Here is a 23,451-nt window from a genome sequence, read left to right as displayed (position 1 = left end):
CTGCGGCCGGGCAAGGGCCGGTGGCCGCGGCACTACAATGACCGGAACCGGCGGCCCGCCAACCGGCACGGCGGCATTCGTGCGTCACGGAAGGGAAGAGTGACCGAATGGTCGAGCCACCCGTCCGATCGTCCCTCGCCGAAAAGATCGACCGGCTTTTCGAGGTTGTCCTGCGCCCAGACCGGGAGCAGTACCGCAACGAGGAAGTGGCCAGCGCCTGCCGGGAGGCGACCGGGGAAAGCTTCTCCGCCACCTATCTGTGGCAGTTGCGCAATGGCCGCCGGACCAATCCGACAAAGCGTCACCTGGAAGCGCTCGCCCAGTTCTTTCAGGTTCCACCGGCCTACTTCTTCGATGACGAGCAAAGCGAGCGGATCGCTGAAGAGCTGGAACTCCTCGGGGCACTACGCGACAACGCGGTACGCCAGATCGCGCTGCGCGCGGTCACGCTGTCACCCGAAGGGCTCGACACGATCAGCGACGTGATCGAGGCGATCAGGCGGCGGGAAGAACTCCGCAAGGGGCCGGCGGAGCACGATGGTGATTGACCGAACCGTCTGGCGCAAGTGCCAGTTGATCGTCGATCAGTTATCGATCCCGGCGCCTTTCGATCCCGACCGGTTCATCTCCGCGCTCGCCGAGCAGCGTGGCCGGGTCGTCGAACTCGTGCCGATGCCGGGCACCGCCATGCAATGCGGTGTGCTCGTCGCCACCGACGAAATCGACTACATTTTCTATGCTACCAGCACCACCCGATTACACCGGGAGCACATCCTGCTACACGAGGCGGGACATCTGCTCTGCGGACACATCGGCGACGCCAAGCTCGACTTCCTGCCCAAACTCCTTGTTCCCCACCTCAGCGGCGACCTGGTCCGGCGGGTGCTCGGCCGGACCGACTACTCCGCGGCGGAGGAGCAGGAGGCCGAACTGGTCGCCTCGATGATCGCGCAACGGGCCCGTCGGCGGCAGGCCGGATCGGTCGCCCCCGAGATCGCGGACGGCCTGGCCCGCGTGGGCTCGATCTTCGATACGCGGTGAAAGATGCCTCACTGGCCGAACTACAGCGCCTGCGCACTCGCCGTCGTCGTCGCGGGTTACAAGCTGTTCCGCGTACGCCGTGACCAGCGGGCGCTGGGCCTGCACTATCTGTCGGCCTTCTTCCTCTGCATGGGGCTGGCCATGGCGATCATGGCGCACCCGACGCTGAACCTGGTCAGCCGCTTCGAACCGGTGCCCAACACGGCCCGGTTCGTCGGCAATGCCCTGGAGATGGCGGCGGCCTACTTTCTCGGCGCTCTCGGTTACAGCGTCGCCACCCCGGAGCGCACGAAACGGTGGTTGCGCCGGTACGGAATCATCCTCGCCGCGGCGGTGACCCTGATGGCCGGACTGCTGATCGCCGCCGGCACCACCTACACGCTCAACTTCGTCAACGTCTACTCCACCAACCCGCTGGTGGTGGGTTACCTGGTGGTGTTTTTCCTCTATGTCACGGTTTGTGCGATGGCGTTCATGCGTACCATCGGCCGTTATGTGCCGCACGCTGAAACCACCACCCTTCGGGTCGGATTGCGGTTCGTCGTCGCTGGAGCCGGTATCGGAATCATCTGGGCCGCCTGGTCAGGAGTCCGGCCGGTGATCACGCTGCTCACCGGGCAGTCACTGGCCACGATGGTTCCGGTCGGTTCGATCATCGGCTCCATGTGCGTACCGCTCTGGCTCATCGGGGCGACTCTCACCGCCTGGGGCACGTGGCTGGCCGCGCCGCTGCGCTGGGTGCGGACCTTCATCCGGCATCGACAGATAGGTCCTCTGTGGACGGCTCTGCGGACAGCCCAACCGCAGGTCGCGTTGATCACAACCGCGAACGTGCTGCGCAACGCCGAGTTCGCCCTCTATCGACGGATCATCGAAATCCGGGACGCGCAGCTCACGCTCCGGCCATATGCGCACCCGGCCGTGCCACAGTGGGTGGGACCGGCGGTGGATCCGGCCACCCTGGAGGCCGCCGTGATCGCGGCGTCCCTGATCGGCTATGCCACCGGGCACAGCTACGACGCCGAGCACCCCTTCCACGACGTGGATCCTTCGCTCACCTCGGAGAGCGCCTGGCTGGTTCGGGTGAACCGGGAGTTCACCAAGTCGGCGGTCGTCGCTCGGGTGCGGGAACGCGCCGCCGCCGAAGCGACCCTCCCCATCACAAACTGAGGCGTTCACTTGCATATCTTGTCTGCCAAGATATGCTGAGAGACATGAAGCCACGGGGCATGACGGAGCAGGCGTTCCTCGTCCTCACCGCGCTGGCGGACGAGTCTCGGCACGGCTATGGGGTCGTTCAGGAGGTCGAGCGGCTCTCCGAGGGGCGCGTGCAACTCAGGATCGGCACTCTGTACGGAGTGCTCGACCGGCTGTCCGCCGACGAACTGGTGACACTCGACCGCGAGGAGGCCCATCAGGGGCGGCTGCGGCGTTACTACCGGCTCACCGACCGTGGCGCCCGCGCGCTGGAGGCGGAGGCCGTACGGCTCGCCGAGCACGCCCGCTACGCGACGGAACGGTTGCGCGCCCGGCACGCGGGAGGAACGGCATGAGCCTTCTGGAGGATCGCTACCGCCGGGTGCTGCGGCTGCTGCCGGCGAGCTACCGCGCCGAGCGCGAGGAGGAGATGGTCTCGGCGTTCCTGGACGGCGCGGGACCGGCCGCGGACGACGACGACGCCCGGCCGCGCTGGCCGGAGATCGCCAGCATCGCCGCGCTCGCGGTGCGGGTCCGTCTGGGTGGCGCGGGCGCGGCGCCGAGGAGCATCGCCTGGGGCCGGGCCGTACGGCTGACCGCCCTGCTCGGCCTGGCCTTCCAGGCAACGATGAGCTGCGTCTACCTGGCGCAGGCCCTGGGCGCCTATGGCGTGTTCCCCATGCCGTACGCGCACGGCGAGATGCCGTTCGGGGAGCCCGGGTCGGCGGAGCGGGCGTGGCACCTGTCCAGAGACCTCGCGCCCGCCCTGTGGATCGTCGGCTATGTCGCCCTGGTCCGCGGCCGTCCACGCGTCGCGAAGGTCGCCGCGGTGCTCGGCCTCATCGCACATTGCGCCGACTTCGCCGTGGTATGGGCGGGTGCGCACCAGCCGCCGTTTCTCACCCATTGGGTGATCCAGTCCCTCATGCTCGTCGTCCCCGCGCTCGCCCTGCTGGTCGGATTCCATCGGGACGCCCCGGCGCACCGCCACCTCGGACGGGTGGCGGTGCTCCCCCTGATCGCCGGGGCGGCGCTCTTCCTGATCCTCATGGTGCTGTCAGAATGGGCCACTGCGGCGAGCCGCTCGCCGCAGTGGCCCGACATGTGGGCGTGGGTATGGCCATGGCTGCTGCCCTCCGGTCTGTCCTGCCTGGCGCTGCTGGTGGCGAGTGCCGGATATTTCGTGGCGCACCTGTCCGCGCCCCGGCGGCGCTCCCCCGCTGTGGCGCTGGCGCTGGCGATCCTGACCGTGCCCGTGGCGCTGACCCGGCTCTCCTACCTCAACCCTGGCTCGGGCGACCAGATCACCGAGACGATGAACGCCGTGACCGTCGCGCAAGTCATCGCGCTCCTGCTGTGCGGTCTCACGCTCGCCGTGATCGGCGCCAGGTCGCTGCCCGCCGGGGACACGGCCTCTCGATCGGTCTCGTGACGGCGAGCGGGAGACCGTGCGTCCCCGGATTTTCCCGACATATTTCCGGGCATCCGAATTGCCGGGCGATTTCCACGAATTCACGGATTCTCCTGGGAAGACGCGGTGGACCGGAATCCGGCGTTCGCCAAGCCATCCTATTTCGCGATTAGTATGACAAGATCTGGCATGTAAACCGAAAGGCAAGGCCGATCTTCCGGCGCGGCCGACTGGAGGATCACCACTTGCCCAGCGCAGATATGTCCAGTCCGATTGTGCTCATCGCGCTCGTCATCATCGGTGTGCCGCTCTTCGTGCTGCCGATGCTGCTGGCGCGGCGATTACGGCGGCTGAGCGCACTGCAGGCCGAGGCCGTACGGCAGGCCGCCGCCGAGGCCAGGCAGCGGCTCGCCAGGGATGTCCACGACCTGCTCGGCAGCCGCCTGTGGCTGGCCTCCCTGAAGAGCGAACTGGCCTATCGCCGCGCCGACGAGGACTCCCCCACGCGGGCGGCGCTGGCCGAGGCGATCGAGTCGATCCGGCAGGCGGCGACCGACATCCGCAACGTGACCCGGTCGTACCAGGAGATCTCGCTGTGGTCGGAGCTCGTCAACGCCAGGGCGGTGCTCACCGCGTACGGCACGGGCTGCGAGGTCGAGGCGTCCGAGGTCGAGCTGGCGCCGGAGCTGAACGCGATGCTCGCGGTCACCGTGCGCGAGGCCGTGACGAATGTGCTGCGGCACAGCCGTGCGAGCCTCTGTGTGATCAAGATGACGCTGGTCGAGATGAGCGGGGCCGGCGAGGCGAAGGGGACGAACTCCCAGGTCTGCCTGAGCGTCGCGAACGACGGCGTCGGCCCCCTCACGGCGCCGGGCGCCGGCAGCGGCATCCACAACCTCCGCAGCCGGGCCGCCGAGTTGGGCGGCACCGTCACCACGGTCATCGATTCGGACGGCTGGTTCCGGCTGACCGCCGAGATCCCGACCCCGTCCCCCCGATAACCCAACCTTGACACCCCCCCACCTCGGCACCCCCACCTTGCCGTGATCTTGCAGTTTCTCGCAAATTGGGCTCCTGAGCTGCCCAGATCCATTTCGTGATCTTGCAGAAACTCGCAAGCAGGCCATCCGACCTGCGCCTGTTCACTCGGTGATCTTGCAGTCGGCATCGAAGTACAAGATCGCCAAGAAGATTTCGCCCGGTCACACGGCAGACATGCGAGAAACTCAAGATCACGAACACCAAACCGCCTGCTCGGCGCCATGGCTTGCGAGCATTTGCAAGATCACGGCGGAGAGGGAGGGTGCGGGAGGCGTCACTCATGTGGAACCCGTGACGCTAATCATGGTTAGTCCTGTGATGTTCTCACACATGAATGTTGACTGGAGTAACTTGGCCAGTCCAGATATTTCCGGAATTCTTTATTGCGACCGGCCTGAGGGGACATCTGGTGATTAGTAAGTATGAAATTTACTGCCTCGCAGATCCCGTGTTTTATGACACTCTCGACCGCAAGCGCACAGAGCATCCCGATTTCGCGATAACCGAGCGACCCGTACCCGAAGGGTGGGCGCATCAGGCGACGGACACCTGGATGCACTACGCGCCGGTCGGCACCACCCTGCCGGCACAGGGCTGGAAGATCCACATTTCCTCCTGCCGGGAGCAGGCGGAGCGGGTGCTCGACACCGCGTGGGACTACTGCACGGCGGGCGGGCTGCCCTTCAAGTTTCTCCGCGGCCGGCGGGTCATGACCATGCAGAACTCCAAGTACGCCTTCCGCGGCTCGAGCGGCAAGCTGGTCACCATCTATCCGGAGGACGAGGCCAGACTCGAGCTCGTCCTGAAGGAGCTCGCCGAGATCCTCGACGGCGTCGAGGGTCCGTACATCCTGAGCGACCTGCGGTACGGCGAGGGCCCGCTGTTCGTCCGGTACGGCGGATTCGCCGAACGCCACTGCGTGTCGGACTCCGGGGAGCGGGTGCTCGCGATCGAGGACCCGGACGGCCGGCTCGTACCCGACGTGAGAGGACCCGCCTTCGCCCTGCCGTCCTGGGTCAGGCTGCCCGCCTTCCTCGAACCACACCTGGCCGCCCGGAGCTCGGTAACGCTGGAGGGCCTGCCGTACCAGGTGGACGGCGTGCTGCACTTCTCCAACGGCGGTGGCGTGTACGTGGGACACGACACCCGGACAGGTGAGCGTGTGGTGCTGAAGGAGGCGCGGCCGCACGCCGGTCTCGACGCGGCCGGACGTGACGCGGTCACCCGCCTGCGGCACGAGGCCGACATCATGGAGCGGCTCGCCGGTCTGGACGCCGTGCCGGCCCTTCGCGACCACTTCGTCCTGGGCGGCCATCACTTCCTGGCACAGGAGCACATCGACGGGATCACGCTCAGCCAGCTCATCGCCCAGCGGCACCCGCTGACCCGGGCCGACCGGACGCCCGGGATGATCAAGGACTACGCGGACTGGGCCACCGGGATGCTCGACCGGGTCCGGCGGGCGGTGTCGGCCCTGCACGGGCGCGGCGTGGTCTTCGGCGACCTGCATCCCTTCAACATCCTGGTCGACGGCGACCGCGTGGTGCTCATCGACTTCGAGGTGTCCTCGCTCGCCGCCGAGCGCAGGCGGCCGACGCTGGCCAACCCGGGCTTCGTCCCGCCGCCCGACCGGGCCGGCGTGGCGGCAGACGAGTACGCGCTGGCCTGCCTGCGGCTCGCCGTGTTCGCGCCGATGGCGACGATGCTGCTGCAGCTGCACCGGCCGAAGGCCGTGGAGATCGGGCGGCTCGTCATCGAGACCTTCCCGGTGCCGCCGGAGACGGTCGAGGCCGCCGTACGGACCATCCTCGGGCCCGAGCCCCAGCGCTCCGAGCTCTCCAAGTCCCCCAAGCCCTCCCGGTCTCCGAAGAAGGCCGGGGACGGTACGGCGGGAGACTGGCCGGCCGTACGGGACGCCATCGCGAGGGCGATCATCGCGAGCGCGTCCCCCGAGCGCGACGACCGGCTGTTCCCCGGCGACATCGTGCAGTTCGAGCCGGACGGCGGGCTCGGCCTCGCCAACGGGGCGGCTGGCGTGCTCCACGCGCTGGCGGCGACCGGGGCCGGGCGGTTCCCCGAGCACGAGGAGTGGCTGGTCAGGCGGGCCAAAGCGTCCGCCGACCGGCGGGAGGCGGGCTTCTACAACGGGCTGCACGGCGTGGCCTACGCCCTGCTGGCGCTCGGCCGCCGCCAGGACGCCCTCGACGTGGCCGAGTTGGCCTGCCGACACGCCGCGTTCCCGGCGAGCACCGCGTTCCCGGCGAGCACCGCACCCCCGGAGAGCACCGCACCCCCGGAGAGCGTTGGCCTCGACCTGAGTCTCTACCGGGGTCTGGCCGGAATGGCGCTGAACCTCCTCCACCTGCACGACGTCACCGGCGAGCCGTACTTCCGGCAGGAGGCCGACCGGCTCGTGGCCGCGGTGGCCGACCGGCTCGGCGGGCCGGACGACGTCCCCGAGATCAGCGGCGGCAAGCACCCGCACGCCGGTCTCATGTACGGCTCGGCCGGCCCGGCGCTGATGTTCCTGCACGCCTACGAGCGCACGGGCGACCCCGCGCTCCTCGACCTGGCGGCCACCGCGCTGCGACAGGACCTGCGCCGCTGCGTCACCCGGGACGACGGCCAACTCCAGGTGGAGCAGGGGTGGCGGACCAATCCGTACCTCGACGAGGGATCGGCGGGCATCGGGCTCGTCCTGGCCCGCTATCTGGCCCATCGGGACGACGAGGCGTTCGCCGAGGCGCTGGCGGCCATCAGCCCGGTGGCCACGCTCCCGTACTACATCCAGCCGGGGCTGTTCGCCGGCCGGGCCGGGATGATCGCCTGCCTGGCCGACTGGCGGAGCCGCGACAGAGCGGGACAGTCCGGACAGCCCGGACAGCCCGACGAGCACATCGCCGGGCACATCACCGCGCAGATCGCCCGCCTGGCCTGGCATGAGCTTCCGTACCGGGACGGCCTGGCCTTCCCCGGGGCGCAGCTGCTGCGCCTTTCCATGGACTTCGCCACCGGGAGCGCCGGCGTGCTGTTCGCTCTCGGCGCCGCGCTGCACGACGAACCGGTGCACCTCCCGTTCTTCGAGCCCCCCGTTCCGCAAGCTTCCCGGCGGTGCCAGGCGCGGGTTTCCCCGCGTACCACCGCCGGGTCCACGGTCCCGACCAGCATGGAAAGGAGGTGTACGTGATGGCGCTCCTCGACCTGCAGACCCTCGAGGCCCCCGGCGGCCACGGCGGCGGCCACGGCGGCGGCGGCAGCAACCTCAGTCTGCTCGCCTGCACCCCGCACGAGAACAGCAGCCTCAGCATCCTCTGCGGCTGACGGCGACGTGAGCCCGACAGACCACGGCCATGAGGTCACGGCCATGAGGTCACGGCCTCATCCGCGGCTGAAACCACTCATACGAAGGAGATGATCGACATGGCGCTTCTCGACCTGCAGACCCTGGAGACCCCCGGCGGCCACGGCGGCGGCCACGGCGGCGGCGGCAGCAACCTGAGCCTGCTCGCCTGCACCCCGCACGAGAACAGCAGCCTCAGCCTGCTCTGCGGCTGACGGTGACTGCGAGACCTGGGCGGCCCGGCCGCCCAGGTTTCTCGCTTGACGGACTTTTTCGTGCGATCCACGGGGAGACTGGATGACGTCGCGGGCGGCGGACCGGCTGATCATCGACGCCGTACGGCACAGCGGCGGCCGGCCGGCGGTCCTCGCGGCGGCGGCGCTGCTCGGCGCGGTCGTCGACCTGCTGCTCCCCCTGGCACTCGGCCGCGCGGTGGACGCCCTGATCGGAGGCACAGTCGGAGGCACAGTCGGGGACACGGCCCGGCAGGCCTGGACGTGGGCGGTGGCCCCCACGCTCGTCGTCGTCGTGCTCGTCGTCCTCGCGATCTCCTGTGACGCGGTCGTCGTGCTCATGTCCGGCCTGACCGGGGCACGGGCCGCGCGCCGGCTGCGCCGCCGCGTCGTCGCCCACGTGCCGGCCGCCGGCCCGGCCCTGACCGGACGGCACACTCCGGGCGACGTGGTCACCCGGGCCGGCGTCAACGTGGAGGAGGCCGCCCGCGCCCCGGAGGCGGCCGTCACCGCCGCCGTGCTCGTCATCCCCTCGGCGGGCAGCGTCGTGGCGCTGACGCTGATCGATCCCTGGCTCGCGGTCGCCCTGGTCGCCGGGCTCGTCGCGATCACGGCAGTGCTCCGGGCGTTCATGCGGCGGACCGCCGCCGCCTCCGGCGGTTACCAGCAGGCCCAGGGGGAGATCGCGGCCCGGCTGGTCACCGCCCTCGCCGGCGCCCGTACCATCGGGGCGGCCGGGACGGGCGAACGGGAGGCCCGGCGCGTGCTCGCCCCGCTTCCCCGCCTGCGTGCCCACGGCCTGGCACTGTGGCGGCTGCACGCGCGGGCCGGGGTCCAGGCCGCCGTGGTGATCCCCCTCCTCGAGACGACCGTGCTCGCGGTCGGCGGGCTGCGGCTCGCCGGTGGCGACCTCACCGTGGGCGAGTTGCTCGCCGCGGCGCGCTACGTCGCGCTCGGCGCGGGCCTGGGCTCCGCGATCGGCCAGGTGGGGCGGATCGCCCGAGCGCGCTCGGCGGCCGGACGCGTCGAACAGTTGCTCGCCGAGCCTGCCATGCCGTACGGCTCCCGCCCGCTGCCCGACGGTCCCGGCAGGCTGGAGCTGCGCGGGGTCACGATGCGGGCAGACGGCACGCCGCTGCTGAGCGACATCGACCTGGTGATCCCTGGGGGATCGTGCGTGGCGGTCGTGGGGCGCTCGGGATCGGGCAAGTCGTCGCTGGCCGCCGTCGCGGGGAGGCTGGTGGATCCAGATGACGGCGTGGTCCTGCTGGACGGGGTCCCGCTGCCGGAGGTCGCGCACGAGACGCTCCGCCGGGCGGTCGGTTACGCGTTCGAGCGGCCGGTCCTGTTCGGCGAGCCGCCGGATGAGCGGGACCAGTTGAACGGCGCGGCGAACGGCTCTGCGTACGGCTCTGCGCACGGAATGAGCGGCGGCTCGATGGGCGACTCGATGGGCGGCACGATCGGCGCGGCGATCGGTTTCGGACTGGGCGGGCCGGACGGCGCCGGACCGGACGGCGCCGGACCGGACGACACAGCGGCCGGCCGCGACCGGGTGCGCGCCGCGTCGGCCGCCGCCTGCGCCGACACGTTCGTCCGCCGCCTGCCGCTCGGGTACGCGACACCGGTGGCGCGGGCCCCGATGTCGGGCGGCGAGCTTCAGCGGATCGGCCTGGCCCGGGCCTTCGCGCAGGCCGGGCGGCTGCTCATCCTCGACGACGCCCTGTCGAGCCTCGACACGGTGACCGAGCGCCAGGTCACCCTGGCTCTCACGGCCGGGAGGCTGGCCGACCGCACCCGGCTCATCGTGGCCCACCGCGCCGCTACGGCGGCCCTCGCCGACCAGGTGGTCTGGCTGGACGAGGGCCGGATCAGGGCCGGCGGGCGGCACGAGACGCTGTGGGACGACCCGGACTACCGCGCCGTCTTCCAGGCGGCGCCGTGAAGAGCCGCGTGAGAGACGCCGCGAAGAGCCGTGTGAGGTACGTCGCGAAGGACCTGCTGCGCCGCGCACTGCTGCGCGAGCCGTACGGAATCGTCCGCCTGGCGGGGTGGTCGCTGGCCGAGGCGGTGCCCTCGTTCCTGGGCGGGCACGCGGTCGCGCGGGCCGTGGACGACGGCTTCGCGGCCGGCCACCCGGGCACCGGCCTCGCCTGGCTCGCGGTGCTGGCCGTCGCGTGGCTGGTGGCGGCGGTGGCGGCGCGGCGGATCCTGCTGGAGATCGCCGCCATCGTCGAGCCGTTCCGGGACGAGCTGCTGACCCGGGTCGTGACCGCCGCCCTCACCACTGACCGCGCGGGGCCCGGCACCGAGGTGGTGGCCCGGATGAACCACCAGGTCGAGTTGGCCAGGGACGCCTTCGGCGCGATCATCACCGTGATCCGGTCATTCGCGTTCACGCTGGTGAGCGTGGCTCTGGGGATGGCCACGCTGGCCCCGGAGGTGCTCCCGCTCGTGCTGCCCCCGGTGTTCGCGGGGCTGGGGCTCTTCCTGGCTTCGCTGCCCGCCATGGCCCGGCGGCAGCGGAAGTTCTTCCTGGCCGACGAACGGACCACGGCGGCCGTCGCGGCGCTGGCGGGCGGGCTGCGCGACATCACGGCCTGCGGTGGGGAGGCACGGGTGGCCGAGGCCGTCGGCGGGAGGGTCGACCGGCAGGCACGGGCCGCGGAGGGGCTGGCACGGATCACCGCGGCCAGGACGCTGTCGCTCGCCGTCGGCGGGTGGCTGCCGATCCTCCTCCTGCTCGCGGGCGCGCCCTGGCTGCTGGAGCGCGGCGTCACCGGTGGGATCATCCTCGGGACGATCACCTACCTCACGCAGTCGCTGACGCCGGCGCTGTCCGGCCTGGTGCAGGGCCTCGGCGTCAGCGGCGTACGGCTGGCCGTGACGCTGGAGCGGATCCTCGGCGGCGGCGGAACGCCGGTCACCGTGGGAGATCGCGAGCCGGCCGGTGTGCGCGTGGAACTGCGCGGCGCCGGGTTCTCGTACGGCCCGGCCGCGGAGCCCGTCATCGACGGGCTCGACCTGACGGTGCCGGAAGGCGAGCATCTGGCCGTGGTCGGCCCGAGCGGCATCGGCAAGTCGACGCTGGCCGCGCTGATCGCCGGCCTGCTGCGGCCGCGGCACGGCGACGTCGTGATCGGCGGGGTCCGGGCCGGGGATGTCGTGCCCGCCGCGCGGGCGCTGATCCCGCAGGAGGCCTACGTTTTCCACGGCAGCCTCGCCGAGAACCTGACCTATCTCGCACCCGGCCTCGACTCCGCTGCCCACTCCGCTGCCGACTCCGCTGCCGACTCCGCTGCCGACTCCGGTGCCGACTCCGGTGCCGGCGGCTCAGCGGATGCGGTGACGGAGGCTGTCGCGCTGTTCGGGCTGGAGGATCTGGCGCGGCGGTGCGGCGGGATGCACGCGGACCTCGACCCGGCGGCGCTGTCGGCAGGCGAGCGCCAGCTCGTCGCGCTGGCCAGGACCTACCTGTCCCCGGCGCGCCTGATTGTTCTCGACGAGGCGACCTGCCACCTGGATCCCGCCGCCGAGGCCCGGGCGGAGGCGGCGTTCGCGGCGCGCGGCGGCACGCTGATCGTGATCGCTCACCGGATCTCCTCGGCGCTGCGGGCGCACCGCGTGCTCGTCATGGACGGGACCCGGGTGATGTCCGGCACGCACGACGAGATGACGGCCGCCTCGCCGCTCTACGCCGACCTGGTCGGCCACTGGACGGGTCAATCGGGGACGGGCCGCTCAGCGGCGGGCCATTCAGCGGCGGGCGCGGTACCGGACGATGCCGACGTCCCTCGTGGGCCACAGCCAGCCGCATTCCGCGGCGATCTGGATCGCCTCGACGCGTGAGCGGGCTCCGACCTTGCCGATGATGCGGGACAGATAGTTGCGGACCGTTCCGCGGGACAGGCAGAGCCGTTCGGCGATCTCATCGACGGTCGCCCCCACCGCGGCGGTCTCCAGGACGGCCAGCTCCCGGCTGGTGAGCGGGTTGGCGTCGGCGTCGAGTGCGGCGACGGCGAGCTCTGGGTCGATGACCCGCTCCCCCGCCGCCACCCGCCGGATGCAGTCGACCAGGTGACCGGGCTGGGCGTCCTTCACCACGAAGCCGCGCACGCCCGCGTCCAGGGCCTTACGCAGGGCGACCGGCGTGCCCAGGCCGGTCAGGACGATCGTCTGACAGCTCGGCAGGCGCCGGTGGAGTTCGGCGGCCGCGGTCAGCCCGTCCGTCCCCGGCATCCCGATGTCGAGGATCGCGACGTCGGGCCGCCGCAGACAGGCCAGCCGTACGATGTCCTCGCCCGTGTCGGTCTCGGCCACCACCTCGAGGTCGTCCTCGCAGTCCAGCAGGGTGATCAGGGCCTTGCGGATCAGGTGCATGTCCTCGGCGAGCAGCAACCGGATCAACTCTTCTGTCCCCCAAGCACTTGGTGTCGCCCACACGGAAACCCGACCCCGGCTACCCATATTTCCGGCTATAAGTCGTGTCCCGTAGGTCTTCTTGGCCTACCGCGGTCGCCCAGATAGCCGTGCGATGCCACGGCGAAGATCCACGAGTCACTCCCGATCAACGCTGGCATGCCGAACGCCCGGCTCCACGGGGTAACCGGGCGTTCGGAGCGGATGCCTGAGGGGTCCGCGCCAGCTACTACCAGCGGCCGACCCGGACGGAGTCGGACGCCTCGGAGCCCTTGAGCCGCCCGTTGCCGTCGAACTTCACCGCCCAGGTGCCGGACCGGTAGGCCCGGACCCTGGTGGAGAAGCCGCCGTCGCGGTTGGTCTTGAGCGTGTCGACGTACTTCCAGCGGTGCGAACCGCTGGGCCGGAAGTAGACGCCGATGTCCTGGTAGCCCAGCCAGTTCCAGTCGTGCCAGGAGGCACGGCCGATCTCGCACCGGTTGCCGTTGTGGACGCCGGAGTGGCTGTTCCAGTCCCGGTAGTACCAGTCGCTGTAGCACTGGGCGACCTGCAGCTTGCCCTGGAGGGTGATCTCGCGACCGCGTCGCACCTGATCAGGCTTGGCGGTGAAGTCGACGATGCGGGTCGCCTTCGGGCCCTTCGGCGGCCGCGGCCGCCACCGGTCCCGCTTCACCTCGAAGCCGCGGTCGGCGGTCACCCGCCTGCCGTCCACGCCGACGGCCTCGACGTGGACCTTCCACTGCCCGCTCCTGTCACGCGAGGTGAGCGTCCAGGACCGCGAGGCGACGTCGTAGCGGGCCCTGTCGTGCTTCCCGTGCTGACCGCCCTTCTTGCCGAGCCAGTCGCGTCCGTGGTCTCCTCCGTGACGGCCCGAGGGCCCGCGCAGCTCGATGGAGACGCTCTGGACGTCCTTGGTCCGCACCGTGGCGGTGACCCGGACCGAGCCGTGCCGTCCGACGACGACCGTGCTGGGGCTGACGTCGACGGACAGGATCCTCGGATCCGGCACGTGGGACTTGTTGCCGGAGTCCGGGTGATGACTCGACGGAGTGGGCGTTGGGTGGGCCGCGTACGCGGGAGACGTCGCGAGCGTCGCCGTACCCAGAGCGGCCGCCACCAGCGCGGTAGCCACACGCTTTACCATTTCGGCACTTCCTTCCCCGTTAGGAACGCACCCCCGAGTGGGTCGCGTCTATGTAAGAGACGCGCAAAGGAAGAGAAAAGTTGCCGGGTCAATCCGGGACAGGAAGTAACGAATCCGTAACACGATATCCAACGGCAACCATTTGCGTGGTTTTATTGGGAGTTAGGCGCTTTTACTGGAACTGACATTTTGGGCATAACGTCGATTTCCGGCATATTTCGCGCGCCATGCTCCGTCACCCGCGTCGCGCACCCGGCCGCTGAACCAGCCGTCCTTCCTGGTGACGGCGCCGCCCAGGTCCTGCCAGTCATCCGATCCGGCGGGGCGGAAGCAGAACACCACCCGCTGCTTGGCGTACGGCCGGTAGTCGACCCGGCCCCGCGGGTCCACCCGCAGCAGGGTGCCGGTGATCCGCACATCGTCTCCGTCGCGGGCCACCTTCACTCCTTCCAGCTCGGTGGCGCGCCTGAGGGAGAAGGTGGTCTGGGCGGCGACGGTGTCGCCGTCTCCGTTCCCGGCGGTGGCGGTGACCGTCCACGGGCCGCTGGGATACCACCGCGACAGTTCCTTCTGCGGCAGGAAGCGCCAGACCTCCCACCCGTCCCCGTGCCCCGTCACGGCGTCGTCCGCGTCGTCAGCGTCATCCGCATCGTCAGCGTCGGATGGCTCCGGCTCCGGCACGGGGTCCTGCCCGCCGGGCACCAGCCGGATGGCCGGCGGAAGGGCGGAGACCAGCGCCGGGGCCGTCTGCTCCTGCGCCGGTTCCTGGGCCGGCTCCTGGGCCGGATCGGGAGCCGGGCCGGCCTCGTCTCCTGCGGGTTCCGGCTCCTCCGGCTCCTCCGGCTCCTTGGGCTTATTGGGCTCTCCCGGCTTCTTGGGAGTGGGGTTGAGCACGACGTCGACCTTGTCGGCGCCCCGCGCCACCACGTCGATCACGAGCTTGACGGAATCGTTCGGCCCGACCACGGGGTCGGACGGCCGTACCGTGATGGACCGGATGGCCAGATCCGCGTCGGAGGAGGCGGCGGCGGCGCCGGCCGAGCCCGGCAGGGTCGCCGCGGCGAGGGCCAACGTCGCCAGCGTATGTCTCATCATGTCCCAGGACGGTACGCAATCCCCGGCAATCACCCCGGACCCGACACACTCCCCACCAGGCAAAACCTCAACCCGGCCAGTCGTACGCTGGGCAAGGACCTGCCCCCGATCGAGCGGGTAGGAACAGGGCACCGCGCAATCGGGGGGAGAGCGCATGACGGCCCAGCAGCGCGTTCGGGAGAAAACGTTCTTCGGCCATCCACGGGGCCTGGCGACGCTGTTCGGCACCGAGATGTGGGAGCGTTTCAGCTACTACGGCATGCGGGCGATCCTGGTGCTCTTCCTCTCGGCGCCCGAGGTGCGCGGCGGCATGGGGCTCCCGGAGACGACCGCGGTCAGCATCTACAGCATCTACATCGCCTCGGTCTACCTCCTGGCACTGGTCGGCGGCTGGGTGTCCGACCGGCTCCTCGGCCCGCGCCGGGCCGTCCTGTGGGCCGCGGTCACCATCATGTGCGGGCACATGAGCCTGGCCGTTCCCATCGGAGGCGGATTCGTCTGGCTCGGCCTGCTGCTCATCGCACTCGGCAGCGGCCTGCTGAAACCGAACATCGCGACCCTGGTCGGCGAGCTCTACCGGGACGGGGCCGACGCCCGGCGCGACTCGGGCTACACCCTGTTCTACATGGGCATCAACATCGGGGCCTTCGTCGGCATTCTGATCGTGCCCTGGCTGCAGCGGGGCGACCGCTGGCACCTGGCCTTCGGCGCGGCGGCCGTCGGCATGGCCGTCGGTCTGGCGCAGTACGTGCTGGGCCGCCGCCATCTCGGCGGCGTCGGCGAGGAGCCCGACCACCGGCTCACCCCGGAGGAGAAGCGTCACTTCAGGACGCTGTTCGGCCTCGGGCTGGCCAGCGTGGCGATGGGCCTGGCGCTGTGGGTGTGGCTGGGCGGATTCACGGTCGCGCGGTTCGCGCTCGTCCTGGCGATCGTGACGGCCGCCGTGCCGGTGGCGTACTTCGCGTTCCTGTTCACCGGCACCCACGAGATCACCCCGGAGGAGCGGGTCCGGCTGCGCGCCTACGTGTGGCTCTTCCTCGCCGCCGCGATCTTCTGGTTGATCTACGACCAGGCGGGCAGCGCGCTGCTGCTGTTCGCCAAGAACCACACCGATCTGAACATCCTCGGCGTCGACATCCCCCCGGGCTGGGTGTCGAACATCAACTCGATCGCGATCGTGGTCCTGGCCCCGATCTTCGCCGACGTCTTCCTGAAGGCCGGCGACCGGATCAGCGAGCCGTTCAAGTTCGCCGTGGCGCTGGTCCTGGTCGGGCTGAGCTTCGTCGTGATGTCCGTCGCGTCGAGCCTGGCCACCGGCGGCGTCCGGGTGTCGGTCATGTGGCTGCTGTCGGTGTATCTCATCCAGACCATCGGCGAGCTGTTCCTCAGCCCGGTCGGGCTGTCCATCACCCAGAAGCTCGCCCCCCGGGCCTTCGAGAACCAGATGATGGGCGTGTGGTTCCTCGCCGTCGCGCTCGGCGACGCGGTCGGCGGCCAGGTCTACCGGATGACGTCCGTGGTGCCGATGCCGGTGTACTACCTCACCCTCGCCCTCGCCGCGATCGCCGCCGGTCTGGTCCTCGGCGCGTTCTCGCGGCGGCTCCGGACGCTCATGCGCTGAGCCGTACACCCCTTACAGGGCGTGGATGAGCGGCTCGCGGGGGTGGAAGGCGCCGGGCTGCCCGGTGGCGATGCGCCGCACCGCCTCCCGCAGGACGTCGGGCGGCTGGGTGAACGGCAGGCGCAGGTACCGTTCGAGCGTCCCGTCCACGCCGAACCACGGGCCGGGCGCGAGCCGTACGCCACGGGAGGCCGCGGCGTCGGCCACCGCGCCGGCGACCGGAGCGCCGAGCCTGATCCACAGCGAACCGCCGCCACGCGGGACCGTGAACGTCCAGGCGGGCAGCTCCGCGTTCAGCGCCGCGACCAGGGCCGACAGCGAAGCGCCGAGCGTGCGGCGGCGCTCGCCGCGGGCATCCTCGATCCGGTCGAACAGCTGCGCGGCCACGAGCTGCTCGAAGACCGGGCCCGCGATGTCGACCACCGAGCGCAGCACGGCCAGGCGGCGCAACAGCCCCGGAGCGGCGCGGATCCAGCCGACGCGCAGGCCGCCCCACCACAGTTTGGAACCGGATCCGATGCTGATCACCCGGTCGTCGGTGTCGAAGGCCGCCAGGGGCGGCGCCCCCTCCCCTTCTTCCAGAGCCAGCTCCACCCAGCTCTCGTCCGTGAGCAGCGTGGCGCCCTGCCGCCGCGCGGCCGCCACCAGCGCGGCGCGGTCCTCGCCGGACATCAGGTGGCCGGTGGGGTTCTGGAAATCCGGGATGAGGTAGCCGAGCCGAGCGGCCGACTGCCGCATCGCGGAGATCATCAGGTCGACGTGCCGGCCGTCCTCCGGGATCCCCACCGGCACCAGGCGGGCGCCGCGCAGCCGTACCGCCTCGATGGCGTGGGGGTAGGTCGGCGACTCCAGCAACACCGGGTCACCGGGCCCGGCCAGCATGGTCAGCAGCAGGTGCGTGGCGTGCTGGGCCCCCGCGGTGATCATGATCTGGTCGGGCCGGGTGGGCAGGCCCCGCTCCCGGTACCGCCGCGCGACGGCCTCGCGCAGCGCGGCCACACCGAGCGGGTCGTAGCCCATCCCCAGCGCGTACCGGTGGTAGGTGCGGCCCGCCTCGGCGACCGCGTCGCCCAGCAGGGCCGTCGCCGGCGGCGCGGCGACGTGCAGCGGCAGCAGGCCGTCGTCGTCGGGGGCGATCCACAGATTGTCCGTGCCGAGCGAGCCGGCGTCGGGCAGGGCCGTCCAGCTGCCCGCCCCCTGGCGGCTCTCCAGGTAGCCCTGCTCGCGGAGCCGGTCGTAGGCGGTGGTGACCGTGGTGCGGCTCACCCCCAGCGCGTCGGCGAGCCGCCGCTCCGGCGGGACGCGTACACGCACGGGCAGCCGCCCGTCCAGGATCAGGTTCCGTACGGCTTCCGCCAGCGCCCGGTAGTACGGCCGGGCGTCCGCGGGCACCCTGACCAGCCGCGCGAGCTGGGTCTCGGTGACATATCGGTTGGCGACGTACCGATCCATCAGGCCATTTTGTCGAATTGGCTCTTTAATCTCAAGCCACTGGCCTGGAAAATGAAGCCCGCTATGAGTGAACTCTCCCTCCCCCGCCTTGGATCGCTTCCGGTCAGGCTCGTCCGTCTCTACGCGGGGCTCGCCCTGTACGGCTCCGGCATCGGGCTGCTCGTGCGGGCCGATCTCGGTCTCGCCCCGTGGGACGCCTTCCACCAGGGCCTGTCCGTGCGCACGGGATGGTCGATCGGGCTGTGCATCACCCTGGTCGGCGCGCTGGTGCTGCTGCTGTGGATCCCGCTGCGGGAGCGGCCCGGCCTCGGCACGATCAGCAACGTGCTGCTGGTCGGCACCTGCGCCGACCTCTTCATGTGGCTGGTGCCCGCGCCGTCGACCTGGCCGATCCAGTGGGTCTTCCTGCTCGGCGGCGTCGTGGCCATCGCCTCCGCCACCGCGCTGTACATCAACGCCGGATTCGGGCCGGGGCCGCGCGACGGCCTGATGACCGGCCTCAACCGGCTCGGTCTTTCGATCCGGCTGAGCCGTACGATCGTGGAGATCACCGTGCTCGCCGCCGGATGGCTGCTCGGCGGCACGGTGGGCGTGGGCACGCTCGTCTTCGCCGCCGCCATCGGCCCGCTCACCCAGGTCTTCATGAAACTGTGGCCGGCGCGCCGGCGGGAGGCCGGGTAGTAGCGTGGCGGCATGCGGATCGAGGACTACGCCCTGATCGGTGACATGCAGTCGGCGGCGCTCGTCGGCATCGACGGCTCGGTCGACTGGCTGTGCCTGCCCAGGTTCGACTCCCCGTCGTGCTTCACCCGGCTGCTCGGCGACGAGTCCAACGGCTTCTGGCGCCTCGCCGCGGCCGGCCGGGATCGGGCCGTACGGCGTGCCTACCTGGAGGACACGCTGATCCTGGAGACGGTGTGGGAGACCGAGACCGGGGCCGCCCGGGTGATCGACTTCATGCCGCCCCGGCACGCCAACCCGGACATGGTGCGCATCGTCGAGGGCCTGTCCGGGACCGTGGACATGACCACGGAGATCCGCATCCGGTTCGACTACGGCCGCATCGTGCCGTGGGTCCGCCGCATCGACGGCCACCTGCACGCGATCGGCGGCCCCGACTCGGTGTGGATCCACTCCCCCGTGCCGCTGAAGGGCGGCGGCTTCCGGCACACCGCCGCGTTCACCGTGTCGGCCGGGCAGCGGCTGCCGTTCGTCTTCACCTGGCACCCCTCCCACCAGCCGCAACCCGAGGTGATCGACCCGATCGAGGAGTTCGTCGAGACCCGGCGGCTGTGGGAGGAATGGGTCTCCCGGTGCGAGCACCAGGGGCGCTGGCGGGAGGCGGTGGTCCGCTCGCTGATCACACTCAAGGCGCTCACCTACAGCCCGACCGGCGGCATCGTCGCCGCGCCGACGACCTCGCTGCCCGAGCACCTCGGCGGCGTGCGCAACTGGGACTACCGCTACTGCTGGCTGCGCGACGCCGCGATGACACTCGACGCGCTGACCGGCTCGGGCTATGTCGAGGAGGCCGGCGCCTGGCGCACCTGGCTGCTGCGCGCCATCGCCGGCCGGCCCGAGGACATCCAGGTGCTGTACGGCGTGGCCGGCGAACGGCGGCTGCCGGAACTGACACTCGACTGGCTGCCCGGCTATGAGGGCTCCCGCCCGGTGCGGCTCGGCAACGGCGCGGCCGGCCAACTCCAGCTCGACATCTACGGCGAGGTCGTCAACGCGTTGTACGAGGCGCGCCGAGAGGGCCTCGCGGCCGACAGCCACACCTGGGCGTTGATCGGCAAGCTGATGCGCTACCTGGAACACAACTGGGACCAGCCCGACGAGGGCCTGTGGGAGGTACGCGGACCCCGGCGGCACTTCGTCCACTCCAAAGTCCTGGTCTGGGTGGCCTTCGACCGGATGGTGCGCTCCGTGGAGGAACTCGGCCGCGAAGGACCGGTCGAGCGCTGGCGGGCCATCCGCGACCGCATCCACGCCGAGGTCTGCGACAAGGGCTACGACCCGGCCCGCAACACCTTCACCCAGTCGTACGGCTCACACGAGCTGGACGCGTCACTGCTGCTGATCCCGATCGTCGGGTTCCTGCCGCCCGACGACCCCCGCGTCGTCGGCACCATCGAGGCCATCGAACGGGAACTGCTGGTCGACGGGTTCGTGCTGCGCTACCCCGTCGCCGAGGACAACGCCGTGGACGGCCTGCCCGGCGGCGAGGGCGCCTTCCTGGCCTGCAGCTTCTGGCTCGCCCAGGCCCGAGCCATGATCGGCCGCAAGGACGAGGCCATCGAGCTGTTCGAACGCCTGCTGGAGCTGCGCAACGACGTCGGCCTGCTCGCCGAGGAATACGACCCCGGCGCCGAACGCCAACTCGGCAACTTCCCCCAGGCCTTCAGCCACATCCACCTCATCCGCACCGCCCTGGCCCTCAGCTGAGGTCTCACCTGTTTCCGGTGATCAGGTACTCCACCTCACGCCAGAACTTGTCGAACGAAGGCGAGTTGGCACGCGCCAGACCAAGGTCGAACACCGCCGCCAAGCCGGCTTGGTGTTTGGTCGGATCGTAGGGACGGCCATCCACCCGGCGCTTTGTCAGCCACTCCTTACACCCCCGTGGTCTTTCCGGGTCCGGCGGCACCTGTAGATCGCGAGCGAGCCCCCGCCGCCCGCCCAATGAGGAGGCGGCGGCCAGAAACCATGCCTCGAACTCCCTGTTCGCCAGCACAACAGCAGACGGCACATCCGGCCTGGCGGCCCTGGTACGGGCTTGGAGAGCGGGTCCGAGGTTCGCCGGACAGTCATCGTCAGCGTCCAGCAGCACGAGGACGCCTGTCACGCCTTCGATGTTGGAAACGACCTGGTCGACCGCCGACTCGATGCCGCGAGCGGTCAGCAACGAGTCCCGCCCGACTCGGCGCGGCTCAGGCACGTCCACCCACAGTTCAGGCGCGATCTCCAAGGCGAGCCTGCGCAGCAACACGGGTAGGGCTTCGACCTCGCCATGTCCCTCTACGAGAGTGGCGATGCGAACGTGAGACACCATCGCGCTCACGCCCCCTGACCGGCAGGGTCTACTGGGCGCAGGTGGCCTTGCCGGTGCATCTCGGGCAGCTGCGACGGGTGCTCGATCAGGTGACGTTGGGTGTACTCACTGAGCTCTCCGACACGGGTCGCACCGTCCGTCATCTCCACGATCCGCAGCATCGAAGGGTGCGCTTCCTCAGGATCCAGGAGATCCGAACTCTGTGTGGTCACGATCACCTGAGTTCGCGCCGAGGCATCCTTGAGCACCGCGAGGAGCACACCGACCTTCGAGGGGTGAATGGCGGTCTCCGGTTCTTCGATGGCGACGAGGGGGATGAGGCCGGTCAGCACGTCCGGCTGGTGCAGTGCCGCGAGAACGCCCGCAGCCCTGACCGTGCCTTCGGAGAGTTGCTTCCGCTGGAACACCTCAACGTACGGATCCCCGGCACGGACCTTGCCTTCCGCGACGGCCGTCCAGTAGGGAAGCGCCGGCTCACCGGTCCAGAATCTGGCCTGGATCGTGGCGTAGTCGCCCTGAAGCCGCTGATCCACGCCAAGTGACAGGGGGATCAGCGCACGCAGGTACTCATCCAGGGACTCCTTGAAAGCAGGGTGATCACGTGCCAAGTGGCCGAGCACCTGACCAAGGTGCTCGCCGTGCTCGCCGAGCTGGGAATGCCCGGCCGCCGTTTCGTCCAGAGACCTCAAAATCTCCGAATCCAGCTCATAGAAGCGTGGCCTCAGCAGCGACCGAAGCAGGATGTCGTAAGGAGCCAGGCGGCCCACGATCGGCAGTAGCAACTCCTCCACTCCAAGCCGCGCACCCGGAATCCCGCCTCGGACCACCCGTCGCCCATCGGCGCCCAAGTCCGCGGTGAAGGAGACCTCCTCCTCAGGAAGCTGGAGAACGCAAGTCTCCCTGAGCACGAGATGGGAGCGCTCTCCCGCCGGATCACGTCCGATCTCCACCTCGTAGACGGCAGTGCCATCGGCGGAGCCCAGCGACAGCTCCAAAGCGATGACGAACGTGGCCGCGGCCTGAGCGGGCTCAGGCCCTGCCGAGCGGGCACGCGTCAGGACGGAGTCCAGACCACCGCGATCCGCCAACGCCTGCCCTGGGGAGCGTGCGACGGCATCACGTACGAAGCGCAGCGCGTCGACGAAATTCGACTTCCCTGAAGCGTTGGCCCCGGCCAGCACCGTGAGCGGCCCCAACCGCACATCGCACTCGGCGAGGGACCGGAACCCCCGGACCTGAACTCGGGAAACGAACGGAGGGCTCGGTGCCGGGTCGGCCTCGATGTCATGCTTCATCACTGCTCGCCCTCACGCTCAGCTTTGGCCAGTTCGACCAGCGATCCCTTTTCCCTGAGAAACTGCGCAATTGCGCATGCGCACCCCTCGGAGACTCCTGAGTGTTCGCTGCCACATCGGACAGATCGATCAGCCCGTCGAATTCCCCAGCAAGCGCGTTCCGAACGTGACGAACATGAATAACACTCACCGACCCTCCACCTCCACCAGGTTGCGGAGGACAACTACCCAGTTACCACCGCTGTGACCAGCGCGCTTCAGCGCTCTGCGGACAGCGCTTGTGCTTGACTCAGCTTCGCACGGGCAGCCGTAAAGACTCCGATCGCATCATATCTCCGCTGATCAGTCCAACGCATCCTTCTTGCGATCACGGCTCCTCTTCGTACCCTCGGCCGCATCAAATGGTCGAACTGCCAGAGCTTGCGGCCGCTCCGCATCCGGTTCGGCTACGGCCGGATCGTGCCGTGGTTCCGCCGCATCGACGGCCACCTGAACGCGACCTGCAGCGGCTGCCGTTCGTCTTCACCTGGCACCCCTCCCATCAGCCGCAACCCGAGGTGATCGACCCGATCGAGGAGTTCGTCGAGACCCGGCGGCTGTGGGAGGAATGGGTCTCCCGATGCGAACATCAGGGCCGCTGGCGGGAGGCGGTGGTCCGCTCGCTGATCACACTCAAGGCACTCACCTACAGCCCGACCGACGGCCCTGCTCTGCAGGGAACGGCTATGCTATAGAGGGCGAGTGCGTGTAGCTCATGTTCTGACATATCTCGGGCTGTTCATCCTCTCCTTTATGGCTACGGTTTACAGCTACCTCGGAGACATCCACCCTTACTGGTGGCAGCCGGGTGGAGAAGATGAGGTCGATCCGGATATCGCCCTCGGTGCACTCGTCTTTTCTGTCGTAGGCACTGGTTTTGCACTTGCCGCCGGGTTGATGTTACGCCGTTCCTGGATCGCATGGATATTCTGCTGCTTCGTCATTCTGTTCTCGGCAGGCCGGATGATTGCCGCGATAGACGCAATCCACGATTTCCAGTCTGCCCACTGAGCCTAAATCAAATGGTGGATTCAGGCTCAGCGCCCGTGGCTACCTTAGCACGTGTCC

Annotated in this window: 22 protein-coding genes; 16 read left to right on the top strand and 6 right to left on the bottom strand. The window is 69.9% G+C overall.

The window, feature by feature from the left end; all coding sequences use genetic code 11:
- Nucleotides 1–107: 107 nt before the first annotated feature.
- The 11 genes from Mth01_RS11670 to Mth01_RS11620 all read left to right on the top strand — a co-directional run bounded on the left by Mth01_RS11670 (nucleotide 108) and on the right by Mth01_RS11620 (nucleotide 12,112).
- Nucleotides 108–548, top strand: a complete 441-nt coding sequence (locus tag Mth01_RS11670; protein ID WP_204015726.1) for a helix-turn-helix domain-containing protein — start codon at nucleotides 108–110, stop codon at nucleotides 546–548.
- Nucleotides 541–1,041: a hypothetical protein gene (locus tag Mth01_RS11665; RefSeq protein ID WP_204015724.1), complete on the top strand. Its 501-nt coding sequence runs from the start codon at nucleotides 541–543 to the stop codon at nucleotides 1,039–1,041. The genes Mth01_RS11670 and Mth01_RS11665 overlap by 8 nt, the downstream gene beginning before the upstream one ends.
- A gap of 3 nt (nucleotides 1,042–1,044) precedes the next feature.
- Nucleotides 1,045–2,211 (top strand): MAB_1171c family putative transporter, encoded by a 1,167-nt coding sequence (locus Mth01_RS11660; RefSeq protein WP_204015722.1) that lies wholly within the window; start codon nucleotides 1,045–1,047, stop codon nucleotides 2,209–2,211.
- 44 nt (nucleotides 2,212–2,255) lie between these two features.
- Nucleotides 2,256–2,594, top strand: a complete 339-nt coding sequence (locus Mth01_RS11655; RefSeq protein ID WP_239089587.1) for a PadR family transcriptional regulator — start codon at nucleotides 2,256–2,258, stop codon at nucleotides 2,592–2,594.
- Nucleotides 2,591–3,670, top strand: a complete 1,080-nt coding sequence (locus Mth01_RS11650) for a hypothetical protein (protein ID WP_204015720.1) — start codon at nucleotides 2,591–2,593, stop codon at nucleotides 3,668–3,670. Before Mth01_RS11655 ends, Mth01_RS11650 begins: the two co-directional genes overlap by 4 nt.
- Before the next feature lie 224 nt (nucleotides 3,671–3,894).
- On the top strand, nucleotides 3,895–4,650 hold the full coding sequence (locus Mth01_RS11645; RefSeq protein ID WP_204015718.1) for a sensor histidine kinase: 756 nt from the start codon (nucleotides 3,895–3,897) through the stop codon (nucleotides 4,648–4,650).
- A gap of 449 nt (nucleotides 4,651–5,099) precedes the next feature.
- Nucleotides 5,100–7,877, top strand: coding sequence for a class III lanthionine synthetase LanKC (gene lanKC / locus Mth01_RS11640; protein ID WP_204015716.1), 2,778 nt, complete (start codon nucleotides 5,100–5,102; stop codon nucleotides 7,875–7,877).
- Complete coding sequence (locus tag Mth01_RS11635; protein WP_204015825.1) at nucleotides 7,877–8,011, top strand: SapB/AmfS family lanthipeptide; 135 nt, start codon at nucleotides 7,877–7,879, stop codon at nucleotides 8,009–8,011. The genes lanKC and Mth01_RS11635 overlap by 1 nt, the downstream gene beginning before the upstream one ends.
- Before the next feature lie 99 nt (nucleotides 8,012–8,110).
- Nucleotides 8,111–8,245: a SapB/AmfS family lanthipeptide gene (locus Mth01_RS11630; RefSeq protein ID WP_204015714.1), complete on the top strand. Its 135-nt coding sequence runs from the start codon at nucleotides 8,111–8,113 to the stop codon at nucleotides 8,243–8,245.
- An 82-nt stretch (nucleotides 8,246–8,327) separates the two neighbouring features.
- Nucleotides 8,328–10,208 carry an ATP-binding cassette domain-containing protein gene (locus Mth01_RS11625; RefSeq protein WP_204015712.1) on the top strand — a complete coding sequence of 627 codons (1,881 nt, stop codon included), beginning with the start codon at nucleotides 8,328–8,330 and terminating at the stop codon, nucleotides 10,206–10,208.
- Nucleotides 10,209–10,216: 8 nt separating this feature from the next.
- Nucleotides 10,217–12,112, top strand: coding sequence for an ATP-binding cassette domain-containing protein (locus Mth01_RS11620; protein WP_239089586.1), 1,896 nt, complete (start codon nucleotides 10,217–10,219; stop codon nucleotides 12,110–12,112).
- On the opposite strand, the gene Mth01_RS11615 is transcribed toward Mth01_RS11620, so the two are convergent.
- The 3 genes from Mth01_RS11615 to Mth01_RS11605 form a co-directional block, all read right to left on the bottom strand.
- Nucleotides 12,020–12,670, bottom strand: a complete 651-nt coding sequence (locus Mth01_RS11615; RefSeq protein ID WP_204015710.1) for a response regulator transcription factor — start codon at nucleotides 12,668–12,670, stop codon at nucleotides 12,020–12,022. The two genes, Mth01_RS11620 and Mth01_RS11615, sit on opposite strands and share 93 nt — an antisense overlap.
- A 241-nt stretch (nucleotides 12,671–12,911) precedes the next feature.
- The gene (locus tag Mth01_RS11610) at nucleotides 12,912–13,826 is read right to left on the bottom strand and encodes a hypothetical protein (RefSeq protein ID WP_204015708.1); all 915 of its coding nucleotides are present in this window, start codon (nucleotides 13,824–13,826) and stop codon (nucleotides 12,912–12,914) included.
- Nucleotides 13,827–13,988: 162 nt separating this feature from the next.
- The gene (locus Mth01_RS11605; protein WP_204015706.1) at nucleotides 13,989–14,921 is read right to left on the bottom strand and encodes a hypothetical protein; all 933 of its coding nucleotides are present in this window, start codon (nucleotides 14,919–14,921) and stop codon (nucleotides 13,989–13,991) included.
- 154 nt (nucleotides 14,922–15,075) lie between these two features.
- Here Mth01_RS11605 and Mth01_RS11600 point away from each other — a divergent pair, with 154 nt between their 5' ends.
- Nucleotides 15,076–16,542 (top strand): peptide MFS transporter, encoded by a 1,467-nt coding sequence (locus Mth01_RS11600; RefSeq protein WP_204015704.1) that lies wholly within the window; start codon nucleotides 15,076–15,078, stop codon nucleotides 16,540–16,542.
- A gap of 12 nt (nucleotides 16,543–16,554) precedes the next feature.
- Here the strand turns inward: Mth01_RS11600 and yczR are convergent, their stop codons facing one another.
- Complete coding sequence (gene yczR, locus Mth01_RS11595; protein WP_204015702.1) at nucleotides 16,555–17,994, bottom strand: MocR-like transcription factor YczR; 1,440 nt, start codon at nucleotides 17,992–17,994, stop codon at nucleotides 16,555–16,557.
- A 63-nt stretch (nucleotides 17,995–18,057) separates the two neighbouring features.
- On the opposite strand from yczR, the gene yczE reads away from it, so the two are divergent.
- Together yczE and Mth01_RS11585 are read left to right on the top strand one after the other, a co-directional pair.
- Nucleotides 18,058–18,675 (top strand): membrane protein YczE, encoded by a 618-nt coding sequence (yczE, locus tag Mth01_RS11590; protein WP_204015700.1) that lies wholly within the window; start codon nucleotides 18,058–18,060, stop codon nucleotides 18,673–18,675.
- A gap of 12 nt (nucleotides 18,676–18,687) precedes the next feature.
- The gene (locus Mth01_RS11585) at nucleotides 18,688–20,442 is read left to right on the top strand and encodes a glycoside hydrolase family 15 protein (protein ID WP_204015698.1); all 1,755 of its coding nucleotides are present in this window, start codon (nucleotides 18,688–18,690) and stop codon (nucleotides 20,440–20,442) included.
- Between the two features lie 4 nt (nucleotides 20,443–20,446).
- On the opposite strand, the gene Mth01_RS11580 is transcribed toward Mth01_RS11585, so the two are convergent.
- Together Mth01_RS11580 and Mth01_RS11575 are read right to left on the bottom strand one after the other, a co-directional pair.
- Nucleotides 20,447–21,049: a DUF4276 family protein gene (locus Mth01_RS11580; RefSeq protein ID WP_204015696.1), complete on the bottom strand. Its 603-nt coding sequence runs from the start codon at nucleotides 21,047–21,049 to the stop codon at nucleotides 20,447–20,449.
- A gap of 5 nt (nucleotides 21,050–21,054) precedes the next feature.
- Nucleotides 21,055–22,344: an AAA family ATPase gene (locus Mth01_RS11575; protein ID WP_204015694.1), complete on the bottom strand. Its 1,290-nt coding sequence runs from the start codon at nucleotides 22,342–22,344 to the stop codon at nucleotides 21,055–21,057.
- A 464-nt stretch (nucleotides 22,345–22,808) separates the two neighbouring features.
- On the opposite strand from Mth01_RS11575, the gene Mth01_RS11570 reads away from it, so the two are divergent.
- Nucleotides 22,809–23,078, top strand: a complete 270-nt coding sequence (locus tag Mth01_RS11570) for a hypothetical protein (protein ID WP_204015692.1) — start codon at nucleotides 22,809–22,811, stop codon at nucleotides 23,076–23,078.
- Between the two features lie 58 nt (nucleotides 23,079–23,136).
- On the top strand, nucleotides 23,137–23,394 hold the full coding sequence (locus Mth01_RS11565; RefSeq protein WP_204015690.1) for a hypothetical protein: 258 nt from the start codon (nucleotides 23,137–23,139) through the stop codon (nucleotides 23,392–23,394).
- The last annotated feature ends 57 nt before the right edge of the window (nucleotides 23,395–23,451 follow it).

Source organism: Sphaerimonospora thailandensis, assembly GCF_016863115.1.
GTDB classification, from domain to species: Bacteria; Actinomycetota; Actinomycetes; order Streptosporangiales; family Streptosporangiaceae; genus Sphaerimonospora; species Sphaerimonospora cavernae.
The sequence above is the reverse complement of the archived record's forward strand: the minus strand, read 5'-3'. Positions and strand labels throughout refer to the sequence as shown.

Excerpts from the sequence above, each read along its gene's own strand:
- Mth01_RS11655 (WP_239089587.1), top strand. The coding sequence starts at position 2,256 with ATGAAGCCACGGGGCATGACGGAGCAGGCGTTCCTCGTCCTCACCGCG.
- Mth01_RS11600 (WP_204015704.1), top strand. The coding sequence starts at position 15,076 with ATGACGGCCCAGCAGCGCGTTCGGGAGAAAACGTTCTTCGGCCATCCA.
- Mth01_RS11625 (WP_204015712.1), top strand. The coding sequence starts at position 8,328 with ATGACGTCGCGGGCGGCGGACCGGCTGATCATCGACGCCGTACGGCAC.
- Mth01_RS11630 (WP_204015714.1), top strand. The coding sequence starts at position 8,111 with ATGGCGCTTCTCGACCTGCAGACCCTGGAGACCCCCGGCGGCCACGGC.
- yczR (WP_204015702.1), bottom strand. The coding sequence starts at position 17,994 with ATGGATCGGTACGTCGCCAACCGATATGTCACCGAGACCCAGCTCGCG.
- yczE (WP_204015700.1), top strand. The coding sequence starts at position 18,058 with ATGAGTGAACTCTCCCTCCCCCGCCTTGGATCGCTTCCGGTCAGGCTC.
- Mth01_RS11605 (WP_204015706.1), bottom strand. The coding sequence starts at position 14,921 with ATGATGAGACATACGCTGGCGACGTTGGCCCTCGCCGCGGCGACCCTG.
- Mth01_RS11650 (WP_204015720.1), top strand. The coding sequence starts at position 2,591 with ATGAGCCTTCTGGAGGATCGCTACCGCCGGGTGCTGCGGCTGCTGCCG.
- Mth01_RS11635 (WP_204015825.1), top strand. The coding sequence starts at position 7,877 with ATGGCGCTCCTCGACCTGCAGACCCTCGAGGCCCCCGGCGGCCACGGC.
- Mth01_RS11610 (WP_204015708.1), bottom strand. The coding sequence starts at position 13,826 with ATGGTAAAGCGTGTGGCTACCGCGCTGGTGGCGGCCGCTCTGGGTACG.
- Mth01_RS11585 (WP_204015698.1), top strand. The coding sequence starts at position 18,688 with ATGCGGATCGAGGACTACGCCCTGATCGGTGACATGCAGTCGGCGGCG.
- Mth01_RS11580 (WP_204015696.1), bottom strand. The coding sequence starts at position 21,049 with ATGGTGTCTCACGTTCGCATCGCCACTCTCGTAGAGGGACATGGCGAG.
- Mth01_RS11670 (WP_204015726.1), top strand. The coding sequence starts at position 108 with ATGGTCGAGCCACCCGTCCGATCGTCCCTCGCCGAAAAGATCGACCGG.
- Mth01_RS11565 (WP_204015690.1), top strand. The coding sequence starts at position 23,137 with ATGGCTACGGTTTACAGCTACCTCGGAGACATCCACCCTTACTGGTGG.
- Mth01_RS11575 (WP_204015694.1), bottom strand. The coding sequence starts at position 22,344 with ATGAAGCATGACATCGAGGCCGACCCGGCACCGAGCCCTCCGTTCGTT.
- Mth01_RS11660 (WP_204015722.1), top strand. The coding sequence starts at position 1,045 with ATGCCTCACTGGCCGAACTACAGCGCCTGCGCACTCGCCGTCGTCGTC.